Raw genomic sequence first — 19,201 nt, forward strand, 5'->3', positions numbered from 1 at the left:
GAAGCCAGTGTATAGTAACCATTCATCAGGTTTTGTTTGGGCTGTTTTTAGGCGTTAACATGCCAAAAAAGCCTCAAATACACAGTACACAACAATTTTAGGTATGTTGCCAAAAGTGGTCGTGTATAATTCAGTTAGCGTTGATGGCGCAATTAAGGATTTCGACGTGGACATAGCGCTGCATTACAAAGTTGCAAGCAGAATAGACGCGCAGGCTATGCTTGCGGGTTCAGATACCGCAAAATCGGGCATAGAACTGTTTATGAAAACGGTTCCAGAGGAGCAGCCCAGTGACTGCGTGAAGCCAACAATAAAAGAAGACGATTATCGACCATACTGGGTTATTGCCGATAGCCGAGCTAAACTCATGGGGTTGCTGCATGTTTATAGACAATCAGAATACTGCAAAGACGTTATAATACTGGTTTCGAGCACCACCCCAAAAGCTTATTTAACGTATCTAAAGGAACGCAACTACGACTACATCCTTGCAGGAAACGACCACGTAGATTACAGATCAGCGCTGGAAGAACTCAACAGGCGCTACGGATTTGAGACGATAACGACGGATACAGGCGGAGTTTTAGCAAGTGTACTCTTAGAACAAGGCTTAGTGAGGGAGGTACACCTGCTTGTTGCCCCTCAAATTGTGGGCAAAAAAGCAGTAGGTCTCTTTCGAAGCTTAAACCAGCCTGTAAAACTACGGCTTATACAAACTAAAAAAGTGAAAGGGCATGCCTTGCTGATCTACGAAGTCCAACATTAGGTAATTTGAATTTTTTTACCCGTAGCCGCATAAACGTCCCGCTCGATGGAACGTTTAAGGTTGCTTATTTTATCCACCGTTTCCTGATACGTGTTGGTTTTGACTGTTTCATGGGTTTCTACGCTGGTTTTCCGCGCTTTAAGCAAGTTAAGCTGATCCTGATACTGGGCTATATTCCGATTTATTTCATCCATCTTCGATGACAGCACCAACTGGTCGCGGTTCGTTGCCATCTCAACACAGCGGATTTGTAGGCTGTCTAAGATGTTTTTGTGCAGTATTTCATCAATTGTTTGTTCGGCTTTTCGGGCTTTGTCGGTTTTAAGCTTAAGCGTGTCCTTGGCAAGCATGCCTTCAAGTTTTTCCAGTATCTCCCTTAATTCGGGGTAACCTGACTTTTCAGTAACAAGCGCATCAAAAGGGTTGTCTAAATACTGGTTGATTTTTTTGAGTTCATCGGGTGTTATGCCGCCTCCGCCTCCAGAAGTGGCAAGCGCCTGCATCTTTATAAAGGGTTTTTGAAGATGGCGGAGCGTGTTTTTTAGTTCGTTGTTGAGGTTTTCGATTTCGGCGTTGACGAGGTTGAGTTTGTCGATGGGTCCTTTGCTTTTGAGTTCCTCGATTTGTTTTTCCAATTCAGCAATTTCCTGCTCAAGTGGAACTCGCTCGTTTTTTATGCTGTCCTTGTCCTGTTTTAATGTGGCTAATTGTTTTTCTAAATCTTGAAGTGTGTTTAATTCATGCATTGCTTCTTCGAGGGTTTTGCTTTTTACGTATTCTTTTGTTACAAAGTCGTTTAGAGCGGTGTATGCTTGCTTGGTTTTTTCGTAGACTGCTAAGAATTTTCGACGATCCATGATAAAGTAGGGGGAGATTCTTGGAAACCAGTTTTTTAAGTCAATTTCTGTGACAAAAAGAACCTTCTGAGCTTCCTGTGCATACTTGTTTAGGGCTTCATAAGCGACTTGTTCAGGGGCAGGAATTTTTTTAAAACGATCCACAAACACACGCGCAAGCTTGTTTAATGCTCGAGCGCGGTTGTAGACTTTCATGTTTCGCCGCTCAATTTCTTTAGTGCTGACGTCGAAGAGGAGTTTGCTTACGTCAGTTAAGGCTTGGATCTGGAGGTTGAGGTTGTCGCGGAGTTCTTTGGCTTTAGCGTGTACGGGAGATAGAAGTGTGGTTGTTTGGTTTTCCAGCCAACTTTTAGCTTGGTCAGATGATGAAAATTGGATGGTTGCTTCCGTCAACACGCTTCACTTGACGTAAATGTGTGAGTGGAGCTTTATGTATTTAATCCCAAATTTCTGGGACGTAATCCCAAACTGTGGCTGACTGCTACACCGCTTCGGTTTACGGAAACAATGCATCTCAGTAGAGCAAACTGAGATTACAAAAAAGAGGAAGTTGAGAGAGGTTTTCGGGCGACGATTTCAGGTAAAGGTGAATAGGTATTTTAGCCCAAATCCCCACTCACTCAGTTTTGAGTAGCTACTCTTAAATAGGTATCATAGCATGAAAACGTACCAGAAGCGAACAAGCATGAACACAAAAACAACCACAAAATCACTCGCCCTAATCACAATATTTGTAGCCCTCGCAATAGCACTAAACGTTTATGGACCAAAAATCCCCTACCCCTTCGCACCATACCTGTTTTTCCAACTCTGGGAAATCCCAATAATAGTTGCATTCTTGCTCATTGGACCAAAAACAGGCATAACCGTAAGCGCACTCAACACACTCGTGTTGTTCGCAGTCTTCCCCGGAGAACTCCCCTCAGGACCACTCTACAACTTTGCTGCAGTACTGTCGATGATGCTTGGCATCTACTTACCCTACCGCCTAGCAACACGCAACTGCAAATCAGAAAACCTAAGCACATATCTAAGAAAACACGTTGCACTGTTAACCTTCTCTGTCACCGCCCTAGGAGTAATAATGCGCGTAGTAATCATGAGCGTTGTCAACTATTTTGCCTTGCAGCAGCCCTTCCCAATAGGATTTGAATTAAACCAAGCCGCAGTCTTAGCTTTTCTACCTCTTGGCGCGCTCTTCAACGGCATAATCGCAGCTTACACTATACCAATTTCGATCGCGATAACCATAGCCATAGCTTCAAGGATAAAAATGCAATAAAAAATAGAAAATTAGAAGCCCAAGGCTTGGGCTAAAACTTTCGGGTTTATTTGTCCCGCCTTAAATGTCCTGCCCGTCTTAGCGTTGTTAATCATTAAAACGGCGGGGGCAAATAAGCCGGGGTCAATCTTGTAGAAGTCCTTACCTGCATTGAGGAAGATGTCTAGGAAGGGGTTGCCGTAGTCTTTTGAGTTAATCGAAGGCGCATCCTTAACCAATTGTTGCAGTTTGGCTTCGTCGTCGTAGTCGACTGTTAAGTAGACTGTTCCACCGTAGAGGATAACGTCGTTGGTTCTTGCCATAGCCACTTCGAAGTCAGGGCCAACAGGTGGAATCGGCGCATACCCCATTGCATAGCGGATAACTTTGGGGTCTAATCCCAACGTGTGGAGTTTGTGAATGCCTACCTCGACAACGCGCCCTGTGACCTGCGTGAGACCTGCAACGCTTGCCGTTGGGGCAACGACGACTATTAGGTTTTGCGCGGGCACATTGGGGCAGTTTTTGAGAACTTTCTCGATTAATGCGTCAGATGGAAGCACGTTGCTTTCCAAGGTGATGACGGCTTTGTCGCTTTGGTCAGTGTAGTGGATTTCTTCATAGATTTCTTTTGGTTTAAGTGCGATTGCGCGGGCGGGTCCAGAACCGATGGCGATGTTGTCGCCGTCTTTGATTCGCCAACCAGCAAACTGACTGCCCAACATGGCAACTGCGGGGTAATCTGAGGTTATGGTAACTGAGGGAAAATCTAGGTCGCCGTAGGTTTTGTAGCCTAACTCGACTGTGCCTGCACCGCCTAAACAGAGTTCAGTGAAAAGTTTCCCCGCTGCAAAACCACCAGTGGCTTTGACGCCTGCGTCAATTATGGTGGCGCCTGCGGTTGATTTTGAAATCTCCACTCCGTAATATTCGGGGTTATTGAGGAATTGTTGGGCTTTTTGCCATGCTGTTTGGTTTACGCTTAATGCTTTAACCATGACTTTCACCTTTGAGGCAACCCTAACTGGATATGTTTTGAAATATTAAGGTTAACATGACACTGGAGGGTTTTCTGCATCATAAAAGTCAAAAGCCCAAGCAGCTATGCGGAGGTGTGTTGCTGTAGCCTTACAGTCACACCAACTTAAATCCTAAAACAGCCAATAGCTGTCTTGTAGGAATGCATGGAGAACCTATAAAGATTGGATGCAAACCAACCCCTTTGAGCAAGTCAGGCGACCACAAGTGCAAGGCATAACCTGCCGTTTTTGTGCCTTGTGTTTGGCGGTGCAGGGCTTGGCTTGCTCAACTCCACTTTTAAAATAAACGTTTTTTGTTAAGGTCGTGGTGTGTGGTGTTTTCTTCTATTTTTAAAATAACGCAGTTGATTGTCTAGCCAGATTAAGATCCAGCCTGAAAGCCAAATTACGGGTACAAATAAAAGGAATACTGCTTTTAATTTGCCGTCTATTTTTTGCATGGAACCCCCATGCTTTATTGCAGTGTTGAGAAGATAAAACTTTTGGTTCCTACACAGAGCTTTTCTTGCAAATAAATGGCTTTAATTCAAATTTAATTAGTTTTAGGTCAAGTATTTCTGAGCAAAAATTGCATCACTCAACAATTTATTGTTGTAACTCACCTATGCATGATACCTGAAAGAAGACCAAATGACAACACTGCCAAGTGGGTATGCATTTAAAGGTGCAACGCGTTTAACCAAATAATCGTCAGTGATTTCGATGCCCTACGACAAAGAAGAACTCGAAAAGTTTCATCTATCAGGCAAGATTCTAAGAGAAACCCGCGAAGAAATGCGCAGCTACATAAAAGAGAACATGCCCATAATCGAAGTATGTGAAAAAGCAGAAGGCCTCATCCGCAGCAAAGGCGGTAAACCCGCGTTTCCAGTAAACGTAAGCATAAACGAAGTCGCCGCACACTACACAGCAACGCCAAACGACAAATCTACAATTCCTGTCGGGTCAACGGTTAAAGTGGATATAGGTGTACATGTAGACGGCTACGTCACCGACACCGCGTTTACCGCTGCGTTTAGCTCTGAAGGCCGCGCAATGACCACCACCGCTGAACTTGCCCTCAAGGCGGTCATAAAAAACATCCGCGGCAACATGCAGTTGGGCGACATCGGCGCATTGGTGGAAAAAACCATAAAGAACCGCGGGTTTAAACCGATAAGCAACCTCACTGGGCACAGCGTCGGCAGATACCTCATCCATGCAGGCACCTCGATTCCAAGCATCTCAGGCTTTAACCCCCACAGGGTAGAAACTGGCGGAGTCTACGCAGTTGAACCCTTCGTCACCTACCCCGATGCCATAGCCCGCGTAGATGATACCGCGGAAAAAACGATTTATCGGTTCCTGAAAACAAAGTCGCTTAAAACTGACTCTGCAAAAAAGTTAGCTAAATACATAGAAACCAACTTTCGCACGTTGCCCTTCGCGGAACGCTGGCTCATCGACGTATTACCCGCCGAAAAACATTCGGCTGCATTCAAAGAGCTTTTGACGTCAAAAACAATCATGGCGTACCCAGTTTTTGTTGAAGCAAGCAGAAAACCGGTAGCTCAAGCCGAGCATACGTTGTTAATAAAAGAAGATGGATGTGAAGTTTTAACCTAGCCGCCTATACGGCGTAGGTTTTTTCTTTAACTTTAACTTCTTTGTAGATGGCAGTTATCATTTGTTTGCCGCCGCATTTGGGGCAGGCAACGTCGAGGTCTTTGAAGACGTAGTCGCCGCGTTGGAATTCTCGGACAGTTTTATTGGCGCATCCTTTGTTTTGGCATTCGATGGTAGTCATGACTTTGGGGATGTCGATTTTTACTTCTGCTGCTTGGCGTCTGGATTGGTATAACAAGAACAGGCACATAGCCATCGCGATTGCGCCGATGCCTGCGAATATGCTGGCTGATAAGGCGTCGCCGAGGAAGTAGGTTTCTACCGCGACAAACATCGCTACGACTGAGAGCGCCAAGACGACGAGCACGATTAGCATTAGGTAGTTGGTGATTTTGTTGTTCTGGTTTGTCTGCTGTGTTTGTTGTGACATGCTACTTAGCCTCATTATTGACCTACTCCGATGCTGTTGCCGACACCGACAATCAGGACAGTGTCGCCTTCTTTGGTGCGTTCCTTAACTACGTCTCGGACGCGTTCGATAACTTTGTCTACGGCGTCGTTGATTTCTTTGCGCATGGGTGAAACTGCGTCGCCCACGTCTTCTTTGATTATGACGGCGTAGTTGCGTATTTTGTATTTGGTAAGTTTCTCTTCGATCTTGAATTGGTCTACACCGGGTCCGCCGATGGCTGCGCCGATGCCTTCTGAGACTTCGCCGACTGTTTCGCCTTCCAGCTTTAAGCCTGCGTCAATCATGATTAAGCAGGCAATTTTGCCTTGCTGCTCTTCGATGACGTGCTCGATTGCGTCGCCTGGTTTACCGACGTTTCCGCCTGGACCTTCAGCTTTTAAGACTAATGCGTTGCGTCCTTCGAATGGAACTGAAGCTACGACGCAGTCTTTGGGGACTTTGCGGACTTCGTAGCCATGCATCAACTTGGAGGCAATCAATGGACCGACACTGTCGCCGATGGGTTGACCCCATGCGAACGCTTTGAGTGCTGAGGCGTATGCTTCGGCTTCCTTCATAACCAGTGGCAAGATCATCTGGAGTTGCATGATTACGTATAGGCTGAGTGTTTTTTTGCCTTGGATGTAATAGTGGCGTACTACTTTGTAGATGTAGTTGAGCGCCATGGCTGCTTCTAAGGTGTTTTCTAAGTTGTTGATTTGGACGTCGTTGTTTGCTGCTTCGGGCGCCATGATTCTGACGTCTTCTTTTAATCGCTCGTCTCGCGTGTCTAAGATGTGGTCTAGCTTGTACACTATACCTGCGGGATCCATGCTCTGGGGCCCGATAGTGAAGTATTCTAGGTAGCGGTCAACGCGTGGGGAGGGGTCAGTGGTTGGTTTGCCTATTTCTTTAATGGCTTCGATGGTGATTTTTCTACCTTCATCTTTTATGACCCTAAGTTTATGAAGGCTGTTTTCAACTTCGCGCACCATCACATACATCTGGATGCGTTGACCGTAGAATATGAAGATTATAAAGAACACATACATGCCTAAGCTGAGTAATTGTAAGATTGGGGAATCGTTGCCGGGGATAAAGCTCACTTTTTACACCACTTCTTTCAAAAACTACTGTTGCTCATTTATAAGGGTATGCCAATTCAAAGCTAAATATGCTCTGAAAAAATTAGAAAAGGTTGCAAGAAGAGGTTGCCAGCTTTCCCAGGTTCACGTGGCCTAAGACCACACTACAGCTGGGAACGGAACACGGTTTAACTTCTGAGTTCGGAATGGGATCAGGTGGAACCCGTGCCCTATGACCGGCAAACCCAACCTAACTGTTCAACATTCCCTTATATACCTTTAGCTTTTATGACGCGTTTTTGTTGGAAAAGCATAGTTTTAGAGGGAGTTCGTTTTGGTTTTTTGGTGGAAAGAGTTTTTGTTGATTAAGGTTTTTTGGTGCATCTGCGGCGGGCGAATAATCATGCGCAATAGTTTCTGACTGATCACCAATTGGTGCTTTGCCATTTTTGTTTCCAAACCATTTACGATACAAGAAAACTAACGTCTTTAAGACTGCTATGCTGAAGAGCACAAGGTAAAACAGGTGCGCCATTGCCAAGAGAGGAGCGGTTATAATGAGTGATTGACTGAAGGGGTAACCGATTGTGCTCGGCAACAAAACCGTAGTTATTGGAACTATAAGTACCAAATGTGTAGTTTTCGGTTTGAAGAAGACTTTCCAGTCACCGCTTTTGTAAAGAACTATCGTGGCAACGATAAACAGCGATAATTCAAGAGCTATATTGATTGGGCTAAAGATGTCGATGTAGTAATACCCTAACTCGTGAAGCCCAAACCTTGCGCGGGTCAGCGGCCAAAAGAGCTGCAGTTGGCCGGCAACTAAAAAGTCGCCGATTGCGGCGTGTGAAATTAGCGCAAGGAAATATGGGATTGCTTTCTTACGGTAGTGAATAAAGACGGGGATAAACACCAATACAGCCACGATGAGAGAGTGACTTGGGCCTCTGTGTATGTTGATGCCGAATAAATAATCAAAGACAATATCGACGTCGGGCAGTATGGAGAGGACAAGTATTATGGGTATGTTGATTTTGGTGTGCAGCGCTTTCGATGAGCCTTTAGCTAGCAGGTAAGCTATTGCCATATGTCCGACTGCAAACAAGCGGCGTCCTCCATGAACCCCAAAACACAAGTTTACTTCGCTATTAAGGGTTAGGGTCAAGTTTAGGTGAACGCCAGCCGCAACCCGCATAGTTGACCGAAAAACCAACGTGCACAAAAAAATTAATCGCTATGTAGCAGAAAAATTGAGAACTATTAACCCATCCCTGCCACCCGCATCAAAACGGTAAACAAGAAACCAAAACCACACCCAATTGCTATAAGGCGTAGCAACCGTTTATCGAGTACGATTCTTGATGCATAATTCGGAGAAGAATACAACAACTCAGACGTCACTAAAAGGACGATAGCGGCTACTGCAAGCCAAAGCCCAACATCCGAAATTGTGAGAGGAAAAATCATTTTTCTCCCTCAACAAAACTTAAAATTACATTAACGTTGTTGCTGTGGGTGGCATGTTGATTTTCTATGACCACTGTTTTGCCTGAAACCTTAGCAAGTGCGGAAGCCACCGCGCTAACGACGGGGCAGCCTAATACATCTACGCAGTTAGGTCTGGTCTCTGAAGCGTAAAGGCTATTGAAGACAATTCCTGTGGCTTTAAATTGTGCTCCGTTGGAGGTTAATGTCATCTGCGCGTTTCTGGTTAAATTCAAGGTTTCTGTGAGACACTTAGGAAACATGTCAACCAGTTCATTTAAGCTGATTTTACTTAAGTCTATATGCAGATTACTCTCCACTTGACTCATGATTGCCGCGCCAGGTGACGAAATAAAGACACCGTTTGTTTTGGAGGAAAAGAATTTGCCTGACGCCAGATCATCAACAACCATTTTTTCGTTAAAGTTTTCAGAGATAAAAACTACGGGGTCTCTTAGCTTTTTTAGGTAGTCAGGCAGAAATACATCTTTTGGGTAAGCCGCAATGTAGTAGGCTTGTCCTTTGTTCTTAACGTCGGTCATGATTCTGTCAATCGTGGAGTAGTTGGACAATGCGGTGCTGTCTAGCAGGGCGCTGTCGACGTAATTTCCGTCTCTTGCAAGAGCTAAAACAGCGCCCCAAAAGGTCAAACCTAACCCTATGAAAGCTAAAACCTGCAACTCAAAAATTAGAGCAAAAACAAGCAGAACCACTCCGATTCCTAAGAATACTGCGGCAAATCCAATGGCGCTGCTTTTCTTATCACGTGTAGAATCCAAACTTAAAACCTCTATAACAAAAATAATCAGGTTGCCCTGTGCAAGTTGTCTTCACTAACTTTAAGCGGTTTACGAATTGTCTTGTGCTCAGTGTGCCTGCACATTTTACTCATAAACATCAAAGGAAAATTGATGATTTTGGAAACAACTCCTAAACCAGAAAACATCGAGCGAAAATTTTCTATATCAACACGGTTTACTGCACCGATGATGGGAGCCGCGCTCAAATATACAAGCACAAAAACGCCGAAGCCCACAGCAAGCGTCATCCACCAAGGCAAGACAAGGAAATTGATTAGCATAAAGGCTGCGGCTGACGCGATTAGTGATGCGGCGAAGATTTTTGCAGACGCCACGAAGTCAGCCTTGACCTTGTAGTTCCGCCAAGACCACACAAGTCCCCAAATCATTCCAGGCATGCTCGCTATGAGTGCGCCGATTAAGCCGCCGATTACTGCATACACCGCTGAAGTTTGAGCGTTCGAGCCACCCAGCGAGTAAAAGTATGCTACAGAGAAGTATACGAGTGGCAAACCGAAGGCTAAAGTCAAAACGCTTTGCTTCATGATTTGTTTGGTTTGCCCAATCCCCGACTGGAAGGTTGCGAGGCTAACGTTGCCCACCAAAACGAACAAGTTAACGGCTACGCATAACGCCAGAAACATCGGGGCATAGGGGAACTTGGGTTCGGCGTTGGCGACGAATAGCGATTGGAATAAGCCTTCTTTGGGGAAAAGGGTGTTTATCAGCGGGTTTGAGAGGGTGATTAGCATCAATGTTGCTGGAACCAGAAGTAGTGCGGTGTACTTGACTGAGGCGGCGTACACTGTTTTTACCAATTCAGGCTCCGTTTGTGGGTTCAGCTTCGAAAACACAGGGAACAGCGCGGTTGCGGTGGGGAAAGAAACGAAGGTTAAGAGTATGGCAAAGTTGGTGGCGGTGAAGTAGTTGCCCATTGTCCAGCCGAACGGTTGCCCCGCCGCTACGTCGCCTTGCCCTGCGTAAACGCTCATGGAGAGCGCGAAAACTTGCGGCATAACGCCGATGACCACGGTTGAAAAGGTAAGCGGCAAACCAAACCGCAGCATCGGTTTGAGGGTGGCTTTAACATCGCATTTGCCCACTTTGCATTTGCGCAGGGGTCTAAATAGCACGTGGTAAACGATGGCTATGCTTATAGCGGCGCCTGCAACGATGGCAACCATGGCTGCGGTTACAGCACCTAACACACCGAAACCCAAAACGATGAGGAGCGGTCCAAGAGCTGTTTTCACGATTGCAGAGAAAACCTGCGTGAAGCTGTTTAGTTTCATGCGTTCAAACCCGACGAATATGCCGCTTGCCGCCGAAGTCAACGCGCCAGCGAAAACCGAAATCGACATTATTGAGATGTAGAGGGATAGTGCGGTTGCGTCTGCTGGACTTATCAACATGGCAAGAGGCGAAGCGATCGCGAAGCAAATCAGCGCCAAAACAGCGCCGCTTATGACTTCAAAGACGATGCCTGAGACCATGACGTCGTGGATTTCTGCTTTGCGGTCTTGGGCTTTGAGGCGCGCGATTTCTTTGGTTAAAGCCGAGTTTACACCCCAGTCTCGGAAGAAGTTGATGATGGAAGAGGGGATCAATGCCATGCCGTACAAGCCCACGCCCTCCGCAGGTAGCAAAATTCCCAGAGCGATAGTGCCTACTGCCATGATTACGGTGGCGCCTACGACTCCAAGCATAAGGTGGAAGCTGCCTGTAGCGGAGGATTTCCCTATTTCCAGAGCCTTATCAATCATCGGAGTCATTACCGTCAAGTTATAGGCTTATTCGGTTTTGATAAGCCGCGTAAATAGCCTCTAAATCTCTTAACCCATCCAACCCAGAGGGCGAAGGTGCAGTGTCGTTTTGTATGCAGTTAACGAAGTAAGCTAACTCGTCAAGATGAGGCTGATTAAAGGTGGTTATGCCTCTTCTGAGCATCTGGTAGGCGGCTGAAACGCTGGCGGGCGGTATATGCTCAACGGATGCGTTGCGTACGGTTCCATGCAAATCCAGCCGCAGCAGGTAATCCTGCGAATACCAACCCACATTCACCGCCGCCACTGTTCCCGAAGTGAACCTTGCCAAACACATGGCTGAATCCTCAAAATCCATCCCGTAACGGTGCCCAAACTGGCCTCTAATGTCTACGACTTCGCCTAGGAGCATGCGCATGAGGTTGATTATGTGGCAGCCTAAATCGATGAAGGCGCCTCCGCCCGTCTGTTTAGGGTTGAACCACCAGTCTGGCACGGGCGCGGGGGAGTGGCCGTCGGCGCGGTGCACAAACGGGCCAGCGCAAACGTAGGTTGCATGGGCGTTTTCTACGTCGCCGAGTACCCCGTTTTCTATGTCTTGTTTTAGTTTGAGGAAGTGCTTGTTGAAGCGCATAGGGTACCCAAGCATCAACTTCACCGAGTTTTGTTCTGCAGCGGCGATTACTTCTTTTGCTTCTTCGACGGTGGCGGAGATGGGTTTTTCGAGGAAAACATGCTTTTTTGCCTCTGCAACGTCTCTGGCGCATTTCAGGTGTAGATGTGTCGGTAAAGCGATTATTACTGCGTCAAGCTCTGGTGTTTTTAGCATTTCTGTGTAGTCGTTGTAGGTGTTTTTGACTCCGAGGGCTTTGGCTGCTTGCAGAGCAGATTTCGACGTGTCAGCCACACAATAAACCTCAGCGTTTCCAAGGCGAAGGGCATGTTTGAGGTGTAGCTGCCCGATGCCGCCTACACCGATTATACCCAGCTTAATTTTCATCGGCAATCTACTCCAGTCCCATCCTTGCACCGAGCCCAACTGCAACCAAAGTCCGCTTCACCCGCCTCTTTGTTTGCATCCTAAAAGTTGGCTTAGGATACAGCGACCTAAACGCTTCAAGCGGTTCGCCCACAGCCACGTACGCCCGTTTGCCGACGCCTTCCTTCTCCGCCAGTTTGAGGTAGGGGATTTTGTTGGGGTTTAGCCCCGCGATTTTTGCCGCCGCCGAGTCAAGGGCAACGGGGTCTTGGCTCGCCATAACTAATCCCATTTTTCGGGGTTGAACGCCTGCGGCGATGTTGTTGTCGATTAAGTGGAGGTTAAAAGGCATAGCTTTGTTTAGTGCCACGATTGCTTCCCCGAGGTAGGGGTGGTACTTGAATTTCTTCTGAATGGGGTTGCAGCCAAAAATGTTTTTCATCGCACAAGTCAACTTTACGGGGTCAATGGTGTATTTGATGTGGGCTACGTTGATTTTCAGGTCTGCTTGGCTGATGATTTTGGGCACTGAAAAAGTGTAAACGTTCCCGTCGAGCCCTACGTCTACGCTTGTGCTTTCTTGTTCAGTGAGGTTGATGAGTTGGACGTTTTTTTCTTTGGCGAGCTTCTCGTAACCCAGCATGCGAAACGCGTATTTGCATCGCATAGCCGAAGCATCTGACTCTACGACTGCAATTTCCACTTCGGGGGAGGTTTGCACGCGGATTAAGTCGATGAGTTCTGAAACGAACTGCGGCGAGGTCGTCTGCCCTGTAGTGTGGTCCCAGTAGTAGCACAGGTTGGGTTTGATGACTACTTTGCGAGCGGTTGGGTTGAATCTGTAGTCGACTCGTTGGATGGCCTTAGTAATGGCTTCTCTAAATGGGTATGAAGAGGCTGAGGGGATTTTCACAAGACTTACAAGACTCACAAAGTTAGCCTCCTATCGTAGCTATACTGTTATAGCGCGCTCGTAGCGCCGAACCGCTGAAGCGAAACATTCATCGCTCAACTTGGAAGGGATTAGGTAAAGAGCTAAGGGGAGGTTTAGGCGCTCAAACCGCGCCTTCAAGGCCTCAGGGGAGATTTGTGTTGCCCTCCAATGGGTTTGCCTGTTCCGCCAAAGGTACTTCAAGTTGCCAAGCCCCCACAGTAACCCACGAAGGTTGGCGTAAACGACGGGCAAATTCCGTTTTTTCAGCGCTAACAACGAATTGATTGCGGTGTTGGTAAAGTTCACAAAAGCCGCCCCCACCAACTCTCTCAACTTGAAATAAACGTCAAACATTAGACAGATTTTTGCCTTCAAAAGGTTAAAGGTCGTCCGCTCCAACGTCCACACGCTCGTCGCCCCCATCATGTGCCTGATCTGAGAGTTTTCTACTGTGACGATGCGTTTGTTTGCTAGCCAAACCTTAAACGACAGCAGCGTGTCGTCGTAGAAGAAGGGAATTTTGGCGTCAAACAACCCCACTTCATTGATGAGTGCACGTCGTGTAATCATGCTTGTACCAGAAGCCACCGAAACCTCAAAGGTCGACTGGAAAACTATTTTTTGGTCTCTGTTTTCGCCCACTGCCTGCTTACGAACCAGATAATTGCTAAAAAGCCAACCTGCACACTGAATTTTTTCGCCGTTTATCATCAGGATTTTGCTCTGCGCCAAACCAATCGACGGGTCATCTTCCATCGCCTCAATCAAGTTGACAAGCCAATCCCGCTCGACCACGGTGTCGTTGTTCAAGAAAACCACGTATTCGCCTTGAGAGTGCTCGAAACCGATGTTGTTGCCGCCACTGAAGCCGAGGTTGACGGAGTTTTGTACGGTTTTTAGGCGGGAGTTGCCCCCGAAGCGTTGCTGGACTGTTTTGAAGCTGTCGTCGGTTGAGGCGTTGTCGACGAGTATGACTTCAAAGTTTTCGTATTCGTTTGCCAAAACGGATTCTATGCAGTTGGCTAAGTAGTCTTTGCCGTTATAGTTCAACACGATCACTGAGGCAAGCGGAGCAGAAAAACCAACCAACTCCATGCTATGCTTTTTGGAATCTCGCCAAATCAGTCAGCGGCGAATATTCACATCCCAGCAGTTTGTAGAGCATCCACTTAGCGCCAATAATGTTGCCCAGCAGTATGCCTTCGAGTTTGCGAAGGTTATATGGTACATTAGAGGGCAGATACTTCAAGCTGTGCACCAGGCGGAGTAGGTCAGATTCCAATTTGCTAATTACAGAAAGCTGCGGTTCGTCGTGGTATAGACGGTAGAACAGTAACTCCGCTTCCACTGACCATAAAAGGTCTGTTCGAGGCATCTGGTAGTCTCGGCTGGATGTTCTGCCATGAACGATGTGGTAGACTTTCACGTTTGGGCTGTAAATCATGCGGTACTCTCGCCGCCAAAGCTGCCACCCCAGCACCATCTCCCAAGCACAACCCAAAAGCCAATCCCCATTCAAATGCACACCACGCAGGACATCGCCCCAAACCGCCATCGACGGCCCCCGAAGCAACGCCTTTGCCGCGCCCCGATTTCGCCAGTAAGCGTTGTTGCCTCTTTCATAGATGAAACCTGAGTCTGCGATACAGTTCTTGTAGTCTTCAAGCCCCCGAAGAGGACGACCAAACAGGGCAAAATCGAGGTGTGTATAAACGGTTGGGGCTTCGTTTTCTTTTAGGATTTGGAAGCCGTCTCCGTTTAGCAGAACGGGGTATGAATCGCCAGTTACGCCTGTGACTTGCTGTGTCTGGAAGATTTTCACGGTTTGCATTAACCAGTCGTCGGCGGGGATTGCGTCGTCGTCAAGCAGGGCAACTATGTCGCCTGCTGTGTGTTTTATGCCCAAAAAGTAGGCGTCAACTATGTGTCCATGGGTCTGTTTTATCTGGGTTAAGTTGAGTTCTTTTTTGGCTTTTTCAAGGAGTTCTTCGGTGCCGTCTCCTGAAGGCTTAACAACGAAAACCACGTCAAAGTTTCGGTAAGTCTGGCGACGCAGCCCTGAAAGCAGGTGTGGCAGAATTGTGGCTCTTTTGTAGGTGGGAATAACCACCGAAACCGTCGGCTCGCCACGTTTTGTCGCCAATTAGCTCCCCACTTTTCGGTTCTTGATGAAACCCTCTTCACCGTTTAGCCACTTAACTAAGTCGAGGTATTTTTCGTATCGACGGTTACGCGTCGAATCATAAACATGCACTTCACAAGCATAATCCTCCACAAACACAGTGCAACTCGACTTTGGGCAGGGTTTTGATGAGAAAAAAATTTTGCGCTCAAAAGGCAGCCGCTCAAACCTCTCCAAAAGGTCGTCGTGGTATTCTTCGCCGTCAGAGAACATCACAAACAGGTTGCCTCTGTTTACGCGTTTTAGTCGGTTTGTCCATTTTTCTTGTGCTTGCTGCTCGGTGCGGTAGTGCATGAAGTGAATTTCTACGTCGCTGCCTAAGACGCCGATGGGGTATCTGCGTTTTGTTGCTTCATAGTGTTTGTGTGCCATCGGATGATGTGTTTCTGTTTTGAACGTTAGGGGTTGGTTTAGGTACCAGTCGAGCTTCTCTAAAAAGCGCAGGTAATCGTCAGGAAAAATGTAAGTCCAAACGGTTGGAGTGCGATATTGCAAGCCGAACTTGTGGTATATGCCGCCTGCGAAGCAGTTGTTGCCGATGATGGAAAAGTCGCGGTTCCTAAGCTTAGACCTCGGAATCCAAGAGAAGTATCGGTCGATTAGGTTCCATTTTAGTGGAGATTCGATTTTGTCGGCGTAGAATGCCTTTATGTAAGCTTTGACGCCCACAGAATTCACCGAATCGGAACTTGGTAGACGCTCGTTCCGCCATTTGAGTAGATTACATCGGTTTGGTTGACGTGTCTGGGCATGGTGCCGTTTGATGATTGCAACTCGTAGTTTATGCTGATGTAACTTAGAAACACAAATTCTCCTGACCGAAGGTACGTGTCTGGCAAGAGTTCACGCATGTAGCCTCGGTAGATTGGTCCGTAAGCTGTTAGCGAAGTGTAAAACGCGTTGTCAGCGGAAAGGTTGAATTTGTATGGAACGTTAAGTGCGGTCCACTGGGCGCCGTAGACGCTATAGGAATCAATCAATCCATACAAACCATACAGTTGGGTGGGGCGCATTCGGTAGCCGCTAAGGGGAATTGACCAGCTTTCTGTTCCAGCAACTTCATAAACCCAGTTGGTTTGGAAAAGGAAATACGGAACCAACACGCCGATGGCAAGCACTACAAACGCTGTTTCTCTTTTGTGCTTTGACAGATAATCCGCTGTTAACCATATGCCGACGACGCAGAATGGTGCTAGAATCATCAGCAGAATGTGGTAGAAGCGGGTCATTGAAAGGGTATTAGCTAAACCGGGAATCAGTGTGAGAAACACTAGAAAAATTGCGGTTATTATGCTAAAGACGATGTAGTCACGTCCGAATCGGAACGGCAGCTTTTTGGTGAATAAAACAATTACGCCTATTACGATGAAGATTTCGGTTAGGTAAGCAAAACCTCGACTGACTGTGTTAAGCATGGAAGGTGATTCAGCGAGTCCTAAGCCAGTGAGTACCGCTTGACCACGCGAGGCAGGATTAAAAAAGTCACCTAACTGACCAGCTATGTAACCTGTAAACGACATAAAACTCTCAAACACCACCGCGCCTGAAGTGTAGATGTACCACAGAAACATCGAAACAAAAAAGAATAGAATCATGCTGAGCTGCAAATTGAAGCTGGGACGTTTGAGGTAGAATTTTGAGGCAGCCCACGCAGCAAATATGAGAAAAAGAAAAATCTCTGCTAGCGCGTAGTGGCTGAAAATTAAGCCGAAACTGAGCAACGCGAACGTGATGAATTTGGTTTCTCTGCCGATTTTTTTACTTAAAATCGTCAACAATAACAGAACAAAGAACAGTTCACCGATCATCTGGCGGTTTAAGGCCAGCATTTCTGTGAAGAAGGTTGACTGAGCCATGAAAAAGAAGGCGGCGATGAAGCCCAGTTTTAAGCCGATGTAGGGTTGCCACAGCAAGAATAATGCCACGGGCACTACGGCGAATATCAGGGGGTAGATGATTTTGAAAACCCATGTTGGCTCTAACCCCAGCATGTTTGAGTAAACCGTGGGCAGAATTGTGATGCTGAGCATGGCGTTGTATCTGCCGTATGCTTGGTCGGAGGGCACCATGAAAACGGGTTCCCAACGCGAGTTGACTTGGGCGTCTTGGAACACGTAGAGCTCAACGGGTACATCGCCACCGTAGGGAATGATATAGCTGGAAACGAGCGATACATGCAGCAACAGCGCAAGTCCAATCATCAAGATGACAAGAGCGTAGGTTTTGGCCGGTTTCTCCCCTCTAGCAACGGCGAAAACGAACAAACCCGCCACCGCCAAAATCATCAGCATCAAAATCAAGTTGTTGCCTGTTGAGTTAACAAAAAACGCGCCCATAACGCTAAGTATTGGAAGCAGCACCAAGAGCAAAGTCGAGGGGTTCAGCGAGGGGCGCTGGTTTGGGGGTGGCTGTTGGGGTTTGCCTTGTCGTAGATAAGCAACAGCTGCGCCGACGAGAACAACTGTGTTTATAAAAAGGGAAAGCGGTAACGTCGCAAGCGGGAAGTTTAAACCGACAAGGTACCCGAATTGGTTGATGATCAACCCCGCAATCATTAAGAAGGCGACGCTGAACCCAACCGCGTACACAGCCGATTCAAGCTGACCTAACTTGTCCAGTTTAAGGAGTTTTACAAGAACTAAACCTGGAATAACTGTCAGGTAAGCGGTGCCGATTACGATTCTGGCTAAGGGCAAATCGAGGAACAGTGAAAGGTACATTACGACTTGGAGAATCACCACTATAGCCAAGAAATGACTGGAAAAATACTGCTGGCTCATTTTTATCCGCTGAGTTATTGGTTAGTTACTTGTTGGTAGATTGCCGACATTTTCGGTGCCACCGCGCCAATGTCGTAGTCCTGTACTGTTTTTGCGCCATTCAAAGTGAGGCGTTCGCGCAGCTCTGTATCTTTGATGATGCGTAACAGGTTAGACGTTAAGTCCTCTAGGTTGTGGGGTTCAAAAAGCAGCCCGTTATGTTCGTGGATGACGGTTTCTTTCATGATTCCGAACTCGGGTGCAACCACCGCCAACCCCGCTGCCCAAGCCTCCAAAGTTGCTATGTAGCCAAAGTTGGTTGCCACAAATACGTCGCTGCCCCATAGGAAGTTGCGCACATCAGTTTGCTTGCCCGCCATGTTGACGCAGTCTTCCAAGTGTAGCTCTTTGATTAAGAGCTTAAGGGTCTCGTTCATTCGTCCATAGCCGACCATCGTTAGCTTTGCGTTAGGCATTTCGTCGTGAACCCGTTTGAAGGCTTTGATTACCAAGTCAGGGGTTTGGAGCGGCTCGAACCTGCCGACATAGATAAGCGTTAAATCGTGGGGTTTGGCGGGGTTTGGGTTTTTGAATTTTGATGCATTAACAAAGTTGGTTACAAGGTGGCTTTTTTTGCCTACACCCAAGTCTTCAAGTGCGCCCAGAATCTCTTTGGAGTAAGTCGTTACTGCAGCCACGTCATCTTCCAGAATCGCCTTAACGCGGGGAGAATCCAAAGGCATACCCCCATGCACTGGGTTGCCGACGAAGCCGCCGTGCAAGGTCAACACTAACGGCTTACCGAAACGCCTGCTTAGGTAAATGCCTAAATCGATGTATTCAAGGTCGCTCCATATGCCGTGAATGTGGAAGACGTCAGCGGATTTGGCGCATTCTAAGCTGCATGCTTCTTGGTATAGGCTTGTGAACTTCATTTTCTGCAGCAGCATAGGCGCAGTAGTGGAGTGCGACGCATACAGGTAGGCACCGTTTAAAACATCAACAGGGTTTGGGCCCAGTCGGTACACTTTTAGGTAGCCTGAATCTTCGAATTTTTTGATTTTTCTCGGTATCCAGGTTAGTTTGGCGCGGCCTGTGATGAGCGAGAAATCTATGGCTTGCTTCTTTGCCAGATACGTGGATAACCAGAGGATGTAGCGTTCTAATCCACCTATTTCTATGGGCCAAAAACGTTCCCAGACATGACATACCTTCAAGAATCTAACCTCTCCAA

17 protein-coding genes and 1 rRNA gene are annotated in these 19,201 nt (G+C 47.1%); 3 read left to right on the forward strand and 15 right to left on the reverse strand.

Features of this window, described 5'->3' with window-relative positions:
* The first annotated feature begins 103 nt into the window (after positions 1-103).
* Positions 104-766 (forward strand): RibD family protein, encoded by a 663-nt coding sequence (locus NWE96_03515; GenBank protein ID MCW3983043.1) that lies wholly within the window; start codon positions 104-106, stop codon positions 764-766.
* Here the strand turns inward: NWE96_03515 and NWE96_03520 are convergent.
* Positions 763-2,016 carry a hypothetical protein gene (locus NWE96_03520; GenBank protein MCW3983044.1) on the reverse strand — a complete coding sequence of 418 codons (1,254 nt, stop codon included), beginning with the start codon at positions 2,014-2,016 and terminating at the stop codon, positions 763-765. The genes NWE96_03515 and NWE96_03520 overlap by 4 nt on opposite strands.
* A gap of 292 nt (positions 2,017-2,308) precedes the next feature.
* On the opposite strand from NWE96_03520, the gene NWE96_03525 reads away from it, so the two are divergent.
* The gene (locus tag NWE96_03525; GenBank protein ID MCW3983045.1) at positions 2,309-2,905 is read left to right on the forward strand and encodes a hypothetical protein; all 597 of its coding nucleotides are present in this window, start codon (positions 2,309-2,311) and stop codon (positions 2,903-2,905) included.
* 11 nt (positions 2,906-2,916) lie between these two features.
* On the opposite strand, the gene mch is transcribed toward NWE96_03525, so the two are convergent.
* Positions 2,917-3,882: a methenyltetrahydromethanopterin cyclohydrolase gene (gene mch / locus NWE96_03530; protein ID MCW3983046.1), complete on the reverse strand. Its 966-nt coding sequence runs from the start codon at positions 3,880-3,882 to the stop codon at positions 2,917-2,919.
* 744 nt (positions 3,883-4,626) lie between these two features.
* Between mch and map the strand changes: the two genes are divergently transcribed.
* Complete coding sequence (gene map, locus NWE96_03535; protein MCW3983047.1) at positions 4,627-5,529, forward strand: type II methionyl aminopeptidase; 903 nt, start codon at positions 4,627-4,629, stop codon at positions 5,527-5,529.
* Between the two features lie 4 nt (positions 5,530-5,533).
* Here map and NWE96_03540 read toward each other — a convergent pair whose 3' ends face one another.
* From NWE96_03540 to NWE96_03600, 13 genes are all read right to left on the reverse strand, one after another.
* Positions 5,534-5,959 (reverse strand): hypothetical protein, encoded by a 426-nt coding sequence (locus NWE96_03540; protein MCW3983048.1) that lies wholly within the window; start codon positions 5,957-5,959, stop codon positions 5,534-5,536.
* A gap of 14 nt (positions 5,960-5,973) precedes the next feature.
* Entirely contained in the window at positions 5,974-7,086 is a 1,113-nt protein-coding gene (locus NWE96_03545) for a DUF1512 domain-containing protein (protein MCW3983049.1), read from the reverse strand.
* A 103-nt stretch (positions 7,087-7,189) separates the two neighbouring features.
* A 5S ribosomal RNA gene (gene rrf / locus NWE96_03550) occupies positions 7,190-7,309 on the reverse strand.
* A gap of 42 nt (positions 7,310-7,351) precedes the next feature.
* Positions 7,352-8,230, reverse strand: a complete 879-nt coding sequence (locus tag NWE96_03555; protein MCW3983050.1) for a metal-dependent hydrolase — start codon at positions 8,228-8,230, stop codon at positions 7,352-7,354.
* Positions 8,231-8,528: 298 nt separating this feature from the next.
* Positions 8,529-9,329, reverse strand: a complete 801-nt coding sequence (locus NWE96_03560; GenBank protein MCW3983051.1) for a hypothetical protein — start codon at positions 9,327-9,329, stop codon at positions 8,529-8,531.
* Between the two features lie 26 nt (positions 9,330-9,355).
* On the reverse strand, positions 9,356-11,113 hold the full coding sequence (locus NWE96_03565) for an oligosaccharide flippase family protein (protein MCW3983052.1): 1,758 nt from the start codon (positions 11,111-11,113) through the stop codon (positions 9,356-9,358).
* Between the two features lie 19 nt (positions 11,114-11,132).
* Positions 11,133-12,113, reverse strand: coding sequence for a Gfo/Idh/MocA family oxidoreductase (locus NWE96_03570; protein ID MCW3983053.1), 981 nt, complete (start codon positions 12,111-12,113; stop codon positions 11,133-11,135).
* Positions 12,114-12,120: 7 nt separating this feature from the next.
* On the reverse strand, positions 12,121-13,023 hold the full coding sequence (locus NWE96_03575) for a DUF362 domain-containing protein (GenBank protein MCW3983054.1): 903 nt from the start codon (positions 13,021-13,023) through the stop codon (positions 12,121-12,123).
* Positions 13,024-13,044: 21 nt separating this feature from the next.
* Positions 13,045-14,121, reverse strand: coding sequence for a glycosyltransferase family 2 protein (locus NWE96_03580; protein ID MCW3983055.1), 1,077 nt, complete (start codon positions 14,119-14,121; stop codon positions 13,045-13,047).
* Between the two features lies 1 nt (position 14,122).
* A complete protein-coding gene (locus NWE96_03585; protein MCW3983056.1) occupies positions 14,123-15,169 on the reverse strand; it encodes a glycosyltransferase family 2 protein in 1,047 nt (348 codons plus the stop codon).
* Positions 15,170-15,877, reverse strand: a complete 708-nt coding sequence (locus tag NWE96_03590) for a DUF1919 domain-containing protein (protein ID MCW3983057.1) — start codon at positions 15,875-15,877, stop codon at positions 15,170-15,172.
* Between the two features lie 5 nt (positions 15,878-15,882).
* Positions 15,883-17,988 carry a DUF2206 domain-containing protein gene (locus NWE96_03595; protein MCW3983058.1) on the reverse strand — a complete coding sequence of 702 codons (2,106 nt, stop codon included), beginning with the start codon at positions 17,986-17,988 and terminating at the stop codon, positions 15,883-15,885.
* A gap of 14 nt (positions 17,989-18,002) precedes the next feature.
* A complete protein-coding gene (locus NWE96_03600) occupies positions 18,003-19,184 on the reverse strand; it encodes a glycosyltransferase family 4 protein (GenBank protein ID MCW3983059.1) in 1,182 nt (393 codons plus the stop codon).
* Positions 19,185-19,201 lie beyond the last annotated feature (17 nt).

This window comes from Candidatus Bathyarchaeota archaeon (genome assembly GCA_026014685.1).
In the GTDB taxonomy this organism is placed as follows: domain Archaea; phylum Thermoproteota; class Bathyarchaeia; order Bathyarchaeales; family Bathycorpusculaceae; genus Bathycorpusculum.